This window comes from Rhodoferax sp. (genome assembly GCF_018063565.1).
Taxonomy (GTDB): domain Bacteria; phylum Pseudomonadota; class Gammaproteobacteria; order Burkholderiales; family Burkholderiaceae_C; genus Rhodoferax.
On sequence record NZ_JAGPBB010000007.1, the window covers coordinates 1 to 15529 of the forward strand.

Here is a 15529-nt window from a genome sequence, read left to right on the forward strand (position 1 = left end):
CTTTGCCAGATCGATGCCGATTGTTGTAGCCTTCATGGTGGACGCTCCTGTCGGTTAAGTGGTTGATACGCACCTCCACTTTGGCACATCTGTGCCGCTTAAGGTGGGGGCGTCCATCCCATTGCTTCAGCCTCAAGAAGGAGGAGCATGTTTGAAGGCTTGCAACAATCCAGGCTTTCAATCGCTATTAATGCAATAGCCGCTTGCGCACATAGCACGATGGCTAGAGGCCAGATTTATGCATAAAACCAAGAATACAGAGAGCCTCAAATCTGGCTGGCGTCGCGTGAAGTTTGGCGACGTGGTGCGGCTGTCCAAGGCGCGTTGCGCTGACCCTCTGGCCGAAGGCGTGGAGCGATACGTTGGCCTGGAGCACTTGGAGCCAGGCGACTTGCGGATTCGCAATTGGGGCAATGTTGCCGACGGTGTCACTTTCACCAGCATCTTCCAACCCGGGCAGGTGCTTTTCGGCAAGCGTCGTGCTTACCAGCGTAAGGTGGCGGTGGCGGACTTTTCTGGTGTGTGTTCAGGCGACATCTATGTGTTTGAGAGCCAAGATGCGTCCAAACTGCTACCCGAGTTGCTGCCGTTCATTTGCCAGACTGATGCATTTTTTGATCACGCTGTGGGGACGTCGGCTGGTTCACTGAGCCCACGAACTAACTGGACGAGCCTCGCTGATTTTGAATTTGCATTGCCTACGGTGGTGGACCAAGAACGGCTAGTGAAACTCTTAATTGCGGCGGAAGATGCACAGTCAAGTTTTGATGAAGCCGAAAGAATCGCAGAAAAGCTGAGAAAGTCGATCCTGTTTCAAGTGTTCGATACGCTGTTCGCATCAGGAGCAGACGAAATATCCATCTTCGGGACTGATACCACTTGCGATTGGCGCGAAATGAGTTCCGTAGGAGACGTCCAGATGGGAAGGCAGCTCGCCCCAAAGTACAAGACCGGCCAAAATTCACGCAAGTACCTGCGTGTTGCCAATGTCTATGACGGCTTTATAGATACTTCTGACGTAGGGGAAATGGACTTTTCGGATGCCGAATTTTCCACCTATCGTTTGAGACCCGGTGACGTATTACTTAATGAAGGGCAGAGTCGGGAACTCGTTGGAAGAAGCGCCATATTCCGCGATGAAGTTGTAGATTGCTGCTTTCAAAATACGCTGATCCGGTTTCGCTCGGGATCAAGCGTCTTGCCGGAATTCGCTCACTATTTCTTTCAATACTGCCAATACACCAGTCGATTTGTTCAAATATCAAAGCAAACCACGTCGATTGCCCATTTGGGTGTATTGCGCTTCGCAAGAATGAAGTTTCCACTAATTAGCTTGGACGCACAGAAATCAGTTGTGAGCGTTATTTCGAGTGTCGTTCAGGCGATTCCAGAATTGCGCAACAGAGCTTCTCGGGCAAGGTTGGTGAAACAAGTGGCGGGAGGCGGCATATGAGTTTCACCGAATCAAATACTGTGGAAGCGTATGTACGCGACTTACTCGCCGGGCCGGCAAAAGCAGTTCCAGCCAATGTTGCGCAGGAGCCGCAGGCCAGTTATGGCACCAGTCAAAAAGGTATCGGCTGGCGTTACAAGGCTCCGGCGGAAGTGCCACGCCAGATTCAGGAGGTGTTGGTCGAATCCTGGCTGCGTGATGCGCTGATCCGCCTAAACCCTGAAATCGCCACTCAGCCTGACCGCGCGGATGAGGTGCTCTACAAGCTGCGCGCCATTGTGCTGTCGGTGCGCTCTGACGGACTGATCCGCGCCAATGAAGAAATGACTGCCTGGATGCGTGGCGAACGCTCCATGCCTTTCGGCGACAACAACCAGCATGTGCCGGTGCGCCTGATTGACTTTGACGACCTGACGCAAAACCAGTACGTCGTCACCCAGCAGTACACCTACCGTGCCGGGCCAACCGAGCGCCGTGCCGATCTGGTGCTGTTGGTCAACGGCCTGCCATTGGTGCTGATTGAGGCCAAAACGCCAGTCAAGAAGTGCATCAGTTGGGTGGATGGTGCCATGCAGGTGAACACGGACTACGAAAAGTTTGTACCTGAACTGTTCGTCTGCAACGTGTTCTCGGTGGCCACTGAGGGTAAGGAGTATCACTACGGATCCATTGGCCTGCCAGTTAAGGACTGGGGCCCATGGCACTTGATTGAGGGCAAAGCATCGGATGGAGCCCAACACCACCCGTTGAAAACACTCAAGCTGTCGGCCCAGAGCATGTTGCGGCCAAACGTAGTGCTGGACATTCTGGGAAGTTTCACCTTATTTGCCACGGACAAGAAGAAGCGCCGCATCAAGATCATTTGCCGCTACCAGCAGTACGAGGCCGCCAACAAACTGGTGGAGCGCGTGGTGGCGGGCTACCCCAAGAAGGGGCTGATTTGGCATTTTCAGGGTTCGGGCAAGTCGCTGCTGATGGTGTTTGCCGCGCAAAAGCTGCGCATGCACTCGCACTTGAAGAACCCGACGGTCATCATTGTGGTGGACCGCATTGATCTGGACAGCCAGATCACCGGCACCTTCACCGGTGCCGACATTCCCAACTTGGAGAAGGCGGACACCCGCGAGAAGTTGCAACAGCTGCTGGGGCAGGATGTGCGCAAAATCATCATCACCACCATCTTCAAGTTTGGTGAAGCTACTGGTTGCCTGAATGACCGCAGTAACATCATTGCGCTGGTGGATGAAGCCCACCGCACGCAAGAAGGCGACCTGGGCCGCAAGATGCGGGAGGCACTGCCCAACGCGTTTCTTTTCGGCTTGACTGGCACGCCAATCAACCGCTCGGACCGCAATACGTTCTACGCCTTTGGTGCAGACGAAGATGCTTTGGGTTACATGAGCCGCTATGGCTTTGAGGAATCCATCCGTGATGGCGCTACGCTAAAGCTGCATTTTGAGCCACGACTGGTCAACCTGCACATCGACAAGGCGGCGATTGAGGCTGCGTTCAAGGATTTAACCGGTGGTTTGTCAGACCTGGACCGAGACACGTTGGGCAAAACGGCCGCCAAGATGGCCGTCTTGGTGAAAACGCCTGAGCGCGTTCGGCGCGTGTGCGAAGACATTGTGTTGCACTACCAGACCAAGGTAGAGCCTAACGGCTTCAAAGGGCAGATCGTCACGTTCGACCGCGAGTCTTGCCTGCTCTACAAAGCGGAACTGGACAAACTGCTGCCCCCCGAGGCAACCGACATCGTCATGTCGATACAGGCCGCAGACAAGAAAGAGCACCCCGAATACGCCGCCTATGAGCGCAGTCGGGATGCGGAGGAGCGATTACTGGACCGATTCCGTGACCCAGCCGACCCACTCAAGCTGATCATCGTCACAGCCAAGTTGCTCACTGGCTTTGATGCACCTATTCTGCAGGCGATGTACCTTGACAAGCCGCTGCGTGACCATACCCTGCTGCAAGCCATTTGCCGGGTCAACCGCACGTATTCAGATCAGAAAACGCATGGTTTGATCGTGGACTATCTGGGCATCTTTGATGATGTTGCAGCGGCACTGGAGTTTGATGACCAGAGCGTCAAGCAGGTGGTCAGCAATATTCAGGAGTTGAAAGACAAGTTGCCCGAGGCCATGCAGAAATGCCTGGCATTTTTTACCGGCGTGGACCGCAGCCTGACGGGCTATGAAGGTCTGATTGCGGCGCAGCAGTGCCTGCCCAACAACACGGTTCGTGACAACTTTGCTGCCGAATACAGCCTGCTGAGTAAGATATGGGAGGCCTTGTCCCCGGACTCGGTACTAGGTCCGTTTGAGAAAGACTTCAAATGGCTGTCTCAGGTGTACCAATCAGTTCAGCCATCCAGTGGCCATGGCAAGTTGATCTGGCATTCGCTGGGTGCCAAGACCATTGAGTTGATTCACCAGAACGTGCATGTTGATGCGGTTCGCGATGATCTGGACACGCTGGTTCTGGACGCTGATTTGCTTGAGGCTGTGCTGTCCAACCCGGACCCCAAGAGTGCCAAAGAGATCGAGATTAAGTTGGTGCGGCGCATGCGCAAGCACCTAGGCAATCCGAAATTCAAAAAACTGTCTGAACGGTTGGACGCACTGAAAGACCGCTTTGAATCCGGGCAGATCAACAGCGTCGAATTTTTGAAGCAGCTGCTAGAGATTGCCAAGGAAACACTGCAGGCCGAAAAGGAAGTTCCGCCTGAGGAGGATGAGGATCGAGGCAAGGCTGCCCTGACGGAACTGTTCAACGAGGTCAAAACATCTGAGACACCGATCATGGTCGAGCGTGTCGTGACCGACATTGATGAAATTGTGCGGCTGGTCCGCTTTCCTGGCTGGCAGGGCACACAAGCCGGTGAACGCGAGGTGAAAAAGGCCCTGCGCAAAGCGCTCTTCAAATACAAGCTTCATGCAGATGAGGATCTGTTTGAGAAGGCATACAGCTACATAAAACAATATTACTAAAGGGACGGTGAAAAATGGCAACTGAGGCACTAACGAAGCAGCTCCGCGAATTGGCAGATAGCTGCACTCAAACTCCTATCGATAAGTTGCTGATAAATCCTGATTGGGGAAAAATCACTTTTGAAGGATGTCGAACTGAGCTCGAGCGCACATACTCAATGCTTAACCACTTCAAATTGTTGCCAGTTGAACTGTTACCAGACGCACCGATGCAGCAGATCGTTAGCAGCTTGCCTCATTTGAAAGCTACTCTCGACCAGATTAAAAGTTTCTCAATTGAAAGCAGCAATCCGACAGGTACACGGGATCAATTGATCAGCCAACTGAAAACGCAGTCTGATCAGTTCTTTGCAGTAGCTCACCTGTACATTCCCTATTTGGCCTATCAAAAAGGCGATGTACAGCGGAATATCAACGAGTTGACTGAATCGGTCGAACAGGCTTCACAGTTGGTCGGCGGCGCAAAAGATGAGATCGAGAAAAAACGTGGCGAAATTGGCGACATCATCGTTGCTGCTCGTGAGGCCGCAGCAAGTGTTGGTGTCGCGCACTTCACCGCCGACTTTAACGCCGAATCATTGGAGCAGGACGAAAGCGCTGATCGCTGGTTGAAGGCGACGGGTGCTGTGGCAGCATTGACTCTGGCCGTCGCCATTGGACTAGTTTTCGTCCCTATCAGGCCGGATGCGACCACGCCGCAGGTGATCCAGATGTTTACTTCCAAGGTGGTGATACTTGGCTTATTGTTCACTGCCACAATATGGTGTGGTCGCCTGTATAAAGCTGCCCGTCATCAGGGGGCCATAAGCAAGCACAGAGCCAATGCACTTCGAACATTTCAAGCATTTACAAAAGCGGCCAGTGATGACGAGTCCAGAAATGCAATTCTGATGGAGACGACCAAGTCAATCTTTGCAATTACACCAACCGGCTATCTGGACAACGAGTCAAGCCCGGATGGCGGATTGAAAATTGTAGAAGTTGTAAAACATGCTACTCAGGCTGTTGCTTCAGTGAAATAGGTCCATCCTGTTGACGGTTTTTTGAATGATGTTCAAGAACATTCTGGGTTACTTGGTCATTAAAGCGTCCATCTCGCGACGTCTTTGTAGCCCTGGCAATATTTGACCACCGCCGTATATCCACTTTTGTAACTCTTTTGCCACGTTGTGCCAATCACGCTGGTTGATCCGTCGTCGAAGCATTGAAGTCTGCAGTCGACCAGCTCCAAGATTGAAAGTGAAGTCAGCGACGGCTGCCAGCCGCGACTCTGACTCCGTAGCCAGCACGGGGCAATACCTCAACGTGGCGGTGAGTGCAGTCATCAGGTCTTGCGCCAAATAGACCTCAGCTTCAGCCTCAGTGATCGGCTGGTGGTCCGGCTTGCACAGATGCCCAAACCCCACAGTCCAAAATCCGGCAGGACAAATGTAGGGATGGGCTCGGCGCATAGGGTCGTTTTTTGGCACCCTGTGAAACCCCTCAAACCGCTTGGCCAGTTCGACGGCCGCTTGGGGCACCTCAATCATGACCGACCCCGATCAAAAACCCGTCCCAAAAACCAGAAGTTCAGCACACCGGCCCAAAGCGCCTGATCTGCCTCCGACCAAGCAGCCAACACGGCAACCCCCCAACCAGCGCCAGCGTTCAGCGCCGCAATGAACGCCACCAATTTTGCCGCACAGTACAGAGCCATCAACCAGTAGGTGATGATCGGCCGCACGCTGGAAGACAGGGCATCTGCCCACCAGACACCGGTTTTCTCACCCTGGGTGCGCACCGCGTCACGCAGTGCCTCAATAGCACCGGTGTTCCAGGCCGCGTCAGCTTGTGAGCTAATCTCAGACATATGTTGCGCGCCACGGACCTTCTCAAACTCGAGCGCCTTGTCCTGCATCGCCAGCTCGTGGCCACGCTCGCCCTTGCGGTCCATCCATTTGAGGAACTCTGGAGCCAGTCGAAACGCGCCACCCAACAATCCACCCAGAAGTGTTTCAATCATTGCGCACCTCCGAACAGTTTGAGTTTGATCAGGGTGCCGGTCAGAATCGCCATCACCAGTCCGGTAATGACGAGTTTGATGATGGTCAGGCCTGCCGTTTTCTTGGCCTGATTGAAGGCATCAAGCAGACTGCGCAGTTCACGGATATCCTGAGCGGCATCCTCGCCGTCTAGGCCCACCTCATGCAGGGCATGACGCGCACCCCGCTCGGCCGCACGCTCGAGCATTTGCTCAAAGTCGTCATGCGGCATCGTCACCATCTTGCGTCGCTCAGTAAGATTAGCTTCCATTTTCATGCTCCAAAATGCGAAACCCGCCAGATGCGCGTGATGCACATCGAAGCGGGCTCCTGGTTAAAAAGGGGTTAAAAAGGCAAAAATTGCTTTTCAATCTGTGGTCAGATTTCAATGATTTCCAGGCTCAAATTGGGTGCAACGGCTTCCAGAACGCCGTTACGCACAAACACGCGCGCGCCCATGTTTGCGCTGCCTCTTGCCTTGACCGTGCCACCACCGGGCAACTGGATGGTGACCACACCGGTGCCAATCTCAGACACGGTGCCGACCTGTAGCGGTGGGTCAGACAGCAGTTGCTTGAACTGCTCATAGACGTTATGCATAGGTCTGCACTCCCAAGGTTTGCCAAACCTCTGGAAACCCGGCCTGCACTTGGGTGGATCGCACCACCCCGATGCGCTCGATCCCGCCGTCGCGGTACTGCACAAAAGCTCCGGGCTCAATGATTCCGGTGTCAAGCAGCACCGGCAGGTTCAAGCTGACCTCAATCTGCCGACCGGTATCACCCAGGACCGTCAGACCGCGCTGTCGGGCAACGGTTGCCTCAGTGATCAGGGCATCCACCACCATCGGCGCCAGCGAGTCGCCAGCGGTGCCAGCCCGGGTCACCTGTGCCAATACTCCGGCATCCACACCAGAGACAAACACCCGGTTGTAGGGTGGCTTTTCCAGCCAACGTAGGGACTCTTTTTCCACTGCATCAACTGGCAGAACAAAGTTTGGGGTCACAGTGGCCCACTCCCAGGGTGCGACCGGATAGCGGTGGCGCACACGAATCGTTTGATCTCTGGGGTGCGGCAGTAGATAGCCTCCGGCCGCCCCAGCTATGACACTCAAGGCTTCGATCCATGTCCCTTGGTGTGAGAACACCTTGGCTGGCACACTCCAGTCAGTCAAGCCCCAGTCCACGCTCCAGCCCATGGAAACACCGTTGATGCTCAGCACATCGTCCATCAACTGGCGTGCCGTTCGAGCCTGTGAGTTGGAGAACGTCATCACCGGCGCATAAGGTGCGGCCAGCACTGCATTCTTGCCTCGACCAGTCAATCGAATGCTGGTTTGCCCGAAGCTGCGCTCACGGCTGATGTTTTCTGCAAGGACTGCAAAAGTGGTGCCGTTCACCGTGGCCAGCAACTCCACCACGCCAGTGCCACCTGCGTCGATCAGATTTTGCGCCGTGTGCGGCAGCACCGCATCAAATCCCCAAGTCCAGGAGGATGCATCAAGCGACAGGGACATACTGATGAGCGGCACTTGCACGCCGTTGGATGCCCGGCGCAGACTGACATCATTGATCACGACATACACCTTTCGAATCGCGATGACGACTGGTTTGCCCACAGAAGGGTCCCAGTCCTCGTGGTACTCACATAAAAACCGCAAACTGCTGTCTGCAGGTGCTTTGCTCGAAAGCAGCAGCATCCCCCCGGGTGTGTAAGGACCAGCCCGACACCTTGGCTGTTGCGGTGGCGTTTGGGGATGCCATTGGCTCAGTCCAGGTGCCGGCCCCAGCGCTGCCTGGAAACCGCCGGAAATTCTGCGAGCAGATGGGCTTGCGCACTGGAAGTCAGTCGCCTGCAACTGCAGCAGCGGGCGGGAAGGTTGCCAAGGACTTTTCAGGGGAGTGCGGGGCCGCGAGTCGCCCGCCTGATGCCTGAATCCCACAGCCAAAGGCCAACGCACCGCCGCAACCATTGCGATTTCTCGCTCCAATGCAAGGGCCATACCGTCCTGACTGGTCAGACGAGCACTGCTTCGCAGACAAGCCGCCCCTTGATAGGCAAAAAAGCGCTGTTGCGTCCAGGACTTCATCACCTTGGGTAAGTGATGCACAACGTCCTGCACCCAATTCAAGCCGCGTTGCCACCTGCCGGTGAAGTGGACCGATACCGGAGCACTGCTTTGCTGCTCAAGGGACAGTCCTGCGCCAAACTGCGAACCGATCTGCCAGGAGGTGGTTGTCGCGCCTACTGTGGGTCGCTGTGTGTTGGATAGATAGCCCAACTCAGCGCTGAGCGCCAGGTCAGGCAGGGGCGAGCCCGTGATGGGGCCGAGGTTTAACGCAATGCTGCTGCGCAGGCCAATGTTGACCGTCAATGCGGCCATTTCAGCGTGAACCCACGCTTGCTGCGAAGCCATGAAACTGACCGAGATCAACGGAGTTGGCAACTGTGCCCAGATCCTCAACTCGTTGCCTGATACAACCTCGCCTGCGGCAAGCACCAAGTTGCCATCGATCGCTGCGGGCAACTCGAACAGCAAATCGACAGATGTGTGCGTGCCCGAAGCACTCAGCGCACCCATTTGCGGGTCGGTCTGTGCGGTCAGCGCCAGGTCCGGCTGCGCCGCCCAGCCACTTGAGCCGATCATGTCAGGATGGCTGAGACCATCCGGGTGTCCCCACCCAGATACAAGCTCAGACTGGCAAGCTTGATGTCGCCACTGGCATCGCTCTCACTGCAGTCCATGTCCATCGCACACACCTCATTGCCATTGACCAGCCGCGCCCAGGAGGCGATGCCGCTTGCCACAATGAGCCCATTTTCTTGCTGGGTCAGTGTCAGTAAACCCTCAGAAATGACTCCTGCGGGTTTGGTCAGCCTGATTTCCACCAGCATTTCACTCGCCGCTGGCATCTCCGGTGACTGCGGTCTTGTGCCCGCGTAGATGCGTAGTCGCGCCGGGGAACTGCCGCAGTCAAGAAACGCCAGTGTTGCGCTTAGTCGGGCATGGTTGTGTTCAGGTGTGATGGCAACAGTCATAGCATATCCAATGGAGACTCAAGGTGAATAGGGCGGCCAACCACTTCTCAAGCGCTGGCCAAGAACCTGCCAACTGAGTCAGCGCTCGGTCGAAGTCGGGCGCAGCCGGTCAGCAATCACGGCGCGATAGAGTCGCTGGTGGTCTTCACAAATGACCGTGTAGGTCTGCGCCGGATCCAGTGTGTCAAACCGATATCTCCCAAGGGCGTCGCTCCAGGTCTGGGCCACCAGCGTGCGCGTGTTGTCGCTCATGAGCAAAACTTGACGCTCAAGGGGTTGATCGGCCTGACCTGTGTTGCCCTTTTCTTTGATGGTTCCCGTGATGAAGCCATCGCCGCCAAAGTGGATGTTGCGTCTGAGCATGGGCAAGCCAAAGCGCTTGGCCCCGGGTCCCCCAACTTGGTCCCAACTCTCGCCACAGGGACTAGCCAGTTGGCGCAGTTCAGACATCGAGCGCAGTCCCACCTGGCTGCCCAGGGCTGCCAGCGTCGAAGGTGCTCCGCCAGCAATCGATTCAATGCGCGCCGTAGCCCCTTGCAGACATACCCCGGGTATCAGCGCACCAGGGTAGGTGACATCGTCGACCACACAGATCTGCACGCCGCCTGCAAAAAAACGCAGTACACGCGCTCTTGGCGTGCCCTGGCTGTCCCAGGCACCCACCACACACTCGCAGCGCAAGACCCAGCGCTGGCCGGGATTGAAACTTGGCGCAAGCCCTGTGAGGCCGGCAATGGGCGTGTCCCCGTCGCGTACCAGCGGGCCTACCAGTGCACCGTCCTGGAAGTCTGCATCAAACCGGCTCACGCTCCAGTTGCCACTGGCATGCGCAAAGCGATAACCCTGCGTGCTCTGGCCCGTGCACATCCACAGACCAATGTGACGCTGACCGATGGCGTCAGAGTTCAGGCGCAGGTCGGCCTCAAACCAGAAATTGTCGTGGGCTGGTTCGCTAAAGCGCAACACCGACGGCTGGTCGATTGCCGAGAGATTGATCGCCTGCAGCGAACTGTTGTAGGTGGCAACCATGCCCCCAAGGCGGGTAAGGTATGCAGCTGCGGGGGCAGTAACAAAACTCTCGCTAAACGGATAGGTCATCGCTCACCACCACGGTCCCGTCAAATCGAAAGCCACCTGCGCGCCGTCAGCTTCGGCGCCATACTGGGTTCGAATCAACAAAAAGCGCTTGTCCATTTGCCCCACCACGTTGTCAATGACGGTCTGGTCGCTGTAGGGGCGGTCTTGCGGCATCCACAACATGCCCGGCAAGCTTCCTCGGATGTGGCCGTCTTCTTGCTGAACAAAGCACGGCAGCAGCCACAGGCTGTAGTCGGCCCCATTGGGAAAGGGCATGCTGCCCCGGCCACTGATCTGCTGGCTATTGTTGGTGTTCAAGGAGGTCACGCCAAAACGCGACGGATTTCCAAGCTGCGTGTGGTTGCGCAGCAGCACCTTGCCGGTGTAGTTCAGCGAGGCGATCAATCCGTTGCCATTGCTCTCACCGGGATAGCTGTAGTAGTAGGCGCTGGAGATGAGGTTGTCATCAGCGCACAGAATGGTGCTGAAGTTGTCACCGGCTTTGAAGGACTGAATGTCACCAAAGCAATAGAAGTTGCGACCAAACCAGTCGGCACCCGGTGCGTTGGTGCACCACAGGTAAAACAGGCGCTCATCGCCGATGAGCAACCATTGACGCTCGCCTGGGCCGCCATCGCCCTGGCTCTCATAGCCCGAGCCGCGTGCGTGAAACCACTTGAACCAGCCCCATTGGTCTGTGACCACTTTCTTCCAGTTCTGTCGCGGTGAGTTGGGGTCATAGGGTGCCTGCGCCCCCACAGGCGTATCCATATCGGCCAAGTCCTCCACGATGCCCACGTTGGCCCACTTGGCCCAGGAACTGGTGTAGCTCGGCGTTTTCAGGCTGTCATCGATGAGCAACAGGTTTTGGGGTGATTGCGGATGGGCGCTGCGGTAGGCACCCTTGTGGGTGCCGGCAAATGGTTTCTCCCAACCCAAGGGGGCAAGCTTGACACTCAGACTGGTGCTGCTGGTGGCAGCCGAGGGCACAGCCGCGCCAATGGCATAGGTGAATTGGTTCGAAGTTGTGCTGAGCACGCGCACCTGCCCGTTGTATTCGGGCTGATCGGCACCTTTGACCTCGAGAACCTGATAGGGCTGGTAACTGTGTCCGCTGGCGATGGTTGCCGTGGCCACCCCGTTTTGCTGACTCAGACTGGTGATGGCTTTGAGTGCAAAGCCGTTGACCAGGCATGCATCGAGCAGCGTAATCAGATCGCCCCAGTTGTTGGTGATCTGCGGTGCACCTGCCATGGCGCTGGAGAAGAATTTGACGCTGAGCGCACTCATGGGTTTGGTTTCCTAAATGGACGAATGAAGTTATTCGGATGAAGAGCGCTCACGGTGTATCGACATCGCCGCGGATGAGCAAACTGAAATGGTCGTCAGCCACGCTTTGCGGTCCTTGCTGCACCGTGCGCACAACCCACAGAGGGACCTGTGCGCCGATGGTGTTAAAGCGCAGCACGTTGCCCGCTGACCAACCGCTGCCCCAGCCCAGTGCCGGAATCACAAAGTAGGGCACGCCTGTGGCCGGATTGATGGGCGCGCAGTCGCTGCTGGTGTTGCCAGTGGCAATGACCCCAACGTTCTCACCAATCACCTCAAAGGCGGTGACGTTGGTCATGCGGATGAGCCAGCGCTGCGTCATCGCGCCGCGATTGCTCACTCGGATGGGAAACTGCACGGCGTTGAAGGTGGCAGTGGCACCGTCGCCCTGCACGGAGTCATGCCAGACGCTGTCCCAGGTGTAGGCATCAAAGATCAGGCTGACGCGGGCAAACAGATCACCTGCAACCAGCGCACTTGAGACAAAACTGCCCTCTTGGCCGGCGCTGGCCAGCGGGTAGTGGTGGGTCAGGGCGCGTGTAAAGCTGATCTCACCGTTGATTTGAACGTCTCGCACCACCGCCATGTCCTCGATGCGGTGCTCGATGGTGACGGGCTGTGCGTAGGTGGAGACATCGGTAAAACTCACCGTGCCTGCCTCCAGGTCGGCGCTGTAGCCGCCATGGATCATCACACCGTCCTGCCCAATTAAGCGTACCCGAGACAATCGCACCCGAGCCATGTCAATGGTCTGACCATTGGTGACTGCCGCTGTGATGCGCCCGGTGTGACCGACGACGGCAAAGCCACCAGGTCGAAAGATGGGCACACGCCCGTCGCTTGGCAGGCGAACCGGGTCAATACCGAGCAGGCTGGCATCCAGCGGCAAGTAGCTGTAGGCCACGGCGCTGTAGCGCACGCTGGAGGCGGCCACTGGCTCGGGCCTAAAGATCTGGCCATCTGCGCGCACCAGGGAACTGGCAAACCAGGGCTGATTCTCGTTGCCTGCAGCGCTGACCCAGGAGCCAAATCGCAGGCGTATCAGTCCGGTTTCATAGTCGACCACTGCGCTGACACCACCTGCTTCGATCGTGCCATCGATGCTGGCCGTAACCACCTGCGTGCCCGACAGCGCTCGCGCAAACTCAATGGACACCGATCCCGGGCGCAGTGGTGCTGCACCACTGCGAAACACGTACTCACTGGAGATGTTTTCGCCAACGGTGGTGGCACAGCTGCTGCGTGTGAGGGCGTTTTCTGAGCCAGCGCTCCAGGAGCTCAGTGACACCTCACCGCTCAAATAGTTGATACTGCCGCGCTTGAGCCAGCCACTGGTGGTGAACTCGCGCAAGGTCCCTCGCGCGTCGTCACCCCAGGGCGATTGCCCCGGCTGATGCAGCAGCACCGAGCCGGCCACGACCTGCGCGTTGACCCCGGGCACCAACTTGAAGCTGGGCGCAAAGGTGTGCGTCTCGGTGTGGTTGCCGCTGGATCCCGGGCTGTTGTAGCGCAACTTCACATAGCCCGACTCGTCGTTGGGGTAGAGCGAGGGCGCACTCACATAGGTCAACCCATCGTAGTTCAACCGCCAGCGCCCGCTGGCAACGGTGCCGATCGGGGTGTAATTGGGCCGAACAATCTTGATGGTCACATCCGGGTTAAAGCTGATTTGACCGTTGGCGTAATCAACGCTGCCAATGGGATGGCCCTGGTGCAATAGGACGCCTGCGCCATCGTCCTGGGCGAACTGGGTCGGATCGCGCCAACTGGACATGCCAAGGCCCATTTCCGACAACTGGCTGATGGTGTAGATATCGAGCACCGCCTCGTCGGTGATGGTGTTCCATTCGATCTCCAGCGAACCCGGGGCAATCGAGCCCAAGCTGGCCCTCAGCGGCAACAGTCCCTCACCGTCGCGAGACGGGTGAGTAAACGAATCCTCACGCTTTGGGCCAACAACGTAGCTCACGCTCAAGCGTGTGCCCACCGGTGGCAGCACATTGGGGGCGAAATCGAGACGGTTTTGTGCCACGTTCAACCAGCCAGTGGCGTCTCCCGCGAGCGCCCCTGAACTCTGAGCGCTTGCGCCAAGTGTGAGAGTGCTGTCCTGTGCGTCGGGCCAGCTGATGCTCAGGGTTGCGGGCTGCACAGCGCCTTGCTGCGGGGGGGGTGAGCGTGAGGCTGTGGCTTGCCTTGAGCATCAACGCGGTGTGCCGGGTTTCTTGGGTGGGCGTATTCCAGGACAGAATCAGCGAACTGCCAACGTCGGGCAGCGCCCCCAGTGTGACAACATAGGCACCGGTATTTTTGTTGAAGGTGCCAGCACCGTAGCTGCTGTCAAGCCCTTTGAGCTCTGCGTTGCCCGTGTCTGCCAGGACGTACCAGCGCCCCTGTGCCATGTAGCTGATCGATAACGTGCCGGGCTGCGCCAGCGGATTGACCATGCCGACGTAGGACTGGCTGCGCGACTCCGGTGTGATTGGCACCTCCGTGCTTTGTGGCGTTCGCAGTATGTGCGCCGCCGGTGTGTAGCTGATGACCTTGGGGTTGGACATCGATTGGCTGTACAGCCGCAGCAGTCCACTGGCGTAGTCAATGCTGCCAAGCGCTTCTTGACCACTGCTGCCGCCCGCCTTGAGCAGACCCGCGTCGTCCACAATGGTGATCCCCTCGGTACTGATGGACAGTGAGCCCGGCAGGCATCCGCTGGCCAGATTGAAATCGGTGTCGGGTGTCCACGCGTGCTCGGCGCTGTAACTCAAGCCCTGTGTGCCCGGCACGGGCAGGGCCGCGCTTGCGTAGGGTGGCATAGCCGACAGGGGGGTTTCGGTTTGGGCGCTGGGTACCAGTTGGGAGTAGATGGATGCCCCCTTGACCGTGAAGTCGCCAACGCCTGCCGCTTGCGTCAGTGCCACCACCCCGGCGTAGGTTCCAGCATCGGCAACGACCGTATCGCGCATCCGGGTGGCCTCGCTTGCGCGGGTGAAGGTTCTTGAAGCCTCAGAGCCCGTGAAGTCGTGGCGCAGCGCGTCGCTGATCTCAACGGTGACGATGGCGGCCTGATAGTCCTGATCGCCATCGTAGGTGAAGGTGCGCTGCACCACTGAGACGGAAGTGGCCCGGATGTACTGCTCTTTTTGGGTTTCCAGACCCTCGTTTTCGACTAACACCAGTGTTTGGCCGACATTGGCAACGGTGTCGCTTGGGCGCTGAAACAGCTGCACCACGCGCTGACCGGCGATGTGGTTCTCAAACAGATAGCCCGCAAGGGTCGGCCCTTTGCTGAGATATGCCTCAATGCGAACCTGCGCCTGCTCGCGCGTATCGAAACTCTTTTGGGTGCTAAACAGCGTTACGCTGACCCTGGGATCCAGGGGTGGCTGCGCCACGATCACGTTGGAGCCGAAATAGGTGTCAGTGTCATCGGTTTGGACGCTGACAAAGCACTTTCTGAGGTTGACCCGACCTCCGGCGCGATCGAGCTCGGAGATGTCAGGAAAGATGGCGTTGGAGGCGCCATCGGTGATGGCAATGCCTGTGGGCGCACCACCGCCTTCGGGCACATCAGCCATCACGGCAGATTTGAGCAAGCGAATGTCGCCAGATTGGATGGGCAT

Annotated in this window: 13 protein-coding genes; 3 read left to right on the plus strand and 10 right to left on the minus strand. The window is 57.3% G+C overall.

What is annotated here, in order from left to right; all coding sequences use genetic code 11:
- Positions 1-238: 238 nt before the first annotated feature.
- Genes KBF66_RS02930 through KBF66_RS02940 form a run of 3 tightly spaced genes read left to right on the plus strand, consistent with a single transcriptional unit; the run spans position 239 to position 5468 of the window.
- Positions 239-1453: a restriction endonuclease subunit S gene (locus KBF66_RS02930; protein ID WP_296651962.1), complete on the plus strand. Its 1215-nt coding sequence runs from the start codon at positions 239-241 to the stop codon at positions 1451-1453.
- The gene (locus KBF66_RS02935) at positions 1450-4446 is read left to right on the plus strand and encodes a type I restriction endonuclease subunit R (RefSeq protein ID WP_296651965.1); all 2997 of its coding nucleotides are present in this window, start codon (positions 1450-1452) and stop codon (positions 4444-4446) included. Before KBF66_RS02930 ends, KBF66_RS02935 begins: the two co-directional genes overlap by 4 nt.
- A gap of 14 nt (positions 4447-4460) precedes the next feature.
- Positions 4461-5468 (plus strand): hypothetical protein, encoded by a 1008-nt coding sequence (locus KBF66_RS02940; protein ID WP_296651968.1) that lies wholly within the window; start codon positions 4461-4463, stop codon positions 5466-5468.
- A 48-nt stretch (positions 5469-5516) separates the two neighbouring features.
- Here KBF66_RS02940 and KBF66_RS02945 read toward each other — a convergent pair whose 3' ends face one another.
- The 10 genes from KBF66_RS02945 to KBF66_RS02990 all read right to left on the minus strand — a co-directional run bounded on the left by KBF66_RS02945 (position 5517) and on the right by KBF66_RS02990 (position 15529).
- On the minus strand, positions 5517-5975 hold the full coding sequence (locus KBF66_RS02945) for a lysozyme (RefSeq protein WP_296651971.1): 459 nt from the start codon (positions 5973-5975) through the stop codon (positions 5517-5519).
- Positions 5972-6448 (minus strand): hypothetical protein, encoded by a 477-nt coding sequence (locus tag KBF66_RS02950; RefSeq protein WP_296651974.1) that lies wholly within the window; start codon positions 6446-6448, stop codon positions 5972-5974. Before KBF66_RS02950 ends, KBF66_RS02945 begins: the two co-directional genes overlap by 4 nt.
- Positions 6445-6738 (minus strand): DUF6127 family protein, encoded by a 294-nt coding sequence (locus tag KBF66_RS02955; protein ID WP_296651977.1) that lies wholly within the window; start codon positions 6736-6738, stop codon positions 6445-6447. The genes KBF66_RS02950 and KBF66_RS02955 overlap by 4 nt, the downstream gene beginning before the upstream one ends.
- Before the next feature lie 107 nt (positions 6739-6845).
- Positions 6846-7067 (minus strand): hypothetical protein, encoded by a 222-nt coding sequence (locus KBF66_RS02960; RefSeq protein WP_296651981.1) that lies wholly within the window; start codon positions 7065-7067, stop codon positions 6846-6848.
- Complete coding sequence (locus KBF66_RS02965; RefSeq protein ID WP_296651984.1) at positions 7060-9114, minus strand: hypothetical protein; 2055 nt, start codon at positions 9112-9114, stop codon at positions 7060-7062. The genes KBF66_RS02960 and KBF66_RS02965 overlap by 8 nt, the downstream gene beginning before the upstream one ends.
- Complete coding sequence (locus KBF66_RS02970) at positions 9111-9506, minus strand: hypothetical protein (protein WP_296651987.1); 396 nt, start codon at positions 9504-9506, stop codon at positions 9111-9113. The genes KBF66_RS02965 and KBF66_RS02970 overlap by 4 nt, the downstream gene beginning before the upstream one ends.
- 78 nt (positions 9507-9584) lie before the next feature.
- A complete protein-coding gene (locus KBF66_RS02975; RefSeq protein ID WP_296651990.1) occupies positions 9585-10535 on the minus strand; it encodes a hypothetical protein in 951 nt (316 codons plus the stop codon).
- A gap of 72 nt (positions 10536-10607) precedes the next feature.
- A complete protein-coding gene (locus KBF66_RS02980; RefSeq protein WP_296651993.1) occupies positions 10608-11873 on the minus strand; it encodes a hypothetical protein in 1266 nt (421 codons plus the stop codon).
- A 49-nt stretch (positions 11874-11922) separates the two neighbouring features.
- On the minus strand, positions 11923-13944 hold the full coding sequence (locus KBF66_RS02985; protein ID WP_296651996.1) for a hypothetical protein: 2022 nt from the start codon (positions 13942-13944) through the stop codon (positions 11923-11925).
- Entirely contained in the window at positions 13853-15529 is a 1677-nt protein-coding gene (locus KBF66_RS02990) for a hypothetical protein (RefSeq protein ID WP_296651998.1), read from the minus strand. The genes KBF66_RS02985 and KBF66_RS02990 overlap by 92 nt, the downstream gene beginning before the upstream one ends.

Bases quoted from the DNA above. Each gene is read 5' to 3' on its own strand.
- KBF66_RS02930 (WP_296651962.1), top strand. From the start codon at position 239: ATGCATAAAACCAAGAATACAGAGAGCCTCAAATCTGGCTGGCGTCGC.
- KBF66_RS02935 (WP_296651965.1), top strand. From the start codon at position 1,450: ATGAGTTTCACCGAATCAAATACTGTGGAAGCGTATGTACGCGACTTA.
- KBF66_RS02940 (WP_296651968.1), top strand. From the start codon at position 4,461: ATGGCAACTGAGGCACTAACGAAGCAGCTCCGCGAATTGGCAGATAGC.
- KBF66_RS02945 (WP_296651971.1), bottom strand. From the start codon at position 5,975: ATGATTGAGGTGCCCCAAGCGGCCGTCGAACTGGCCAAGCGGTTTGAG.
- KBF66_RS02950 (WP_296651974.1), bottom strand. From the start codon at position 6,448: ATGATTGAAACACTTCTGGGTGGATTGTTGGGTGGCGCGTTTCGACTG.
- KBF66_RS02955 (WP_296651977.1), bottom strand. From the start codon at position 6,738: ATGGAAGCTAATCTTACTGAGCGACGCAAGATGGTGACGATGCCGCAT.
- KBF66_RS02960 (WP_296651981.1), bottom strand. From the start codon at position 7,067: ATGCATAACGTCTATGAGCAGTTCAAGCAACTGCTGTCTGACCCACCG.
- KBF66_RS02965 (WP_296651984.1), bottom strand. From the start codon at position 9,114: ATGATCGGCTCAAGTGGCTGGGCGGCGCAGCCGGACCTGGCGCTGACC.
- KBF66_RS02970 (WP_296651987.1), bottom strand. From the start codon at position 9,506: ATGACTGTTGCCATCACACCTGAACACAACCATGCCCGACTAAGCGCA.
- KBF66_RS02975 (WP_296651990.1), bottom strand. From the start codon at position 10,535: ATGGTTGCCACCTACAACAGTTCGCTGCAGGCGATCAATCTCTCGGCA.
- KBF66_RS02980 (WP_296651993.1), bottom strand. From the start codon at position 11,873: ATGAGTGCGCTCAGCGTCAAATTCTTCTCCAGCGCCATGGCAGGTGCA.
- KBF66_RS02990 (WP_296651998.1), bottom strand. From the start codon at position 15,529: ATGCCCATCCAATCTGGCGACATTCGCTTGCTCAAATCTGCCGTGATG.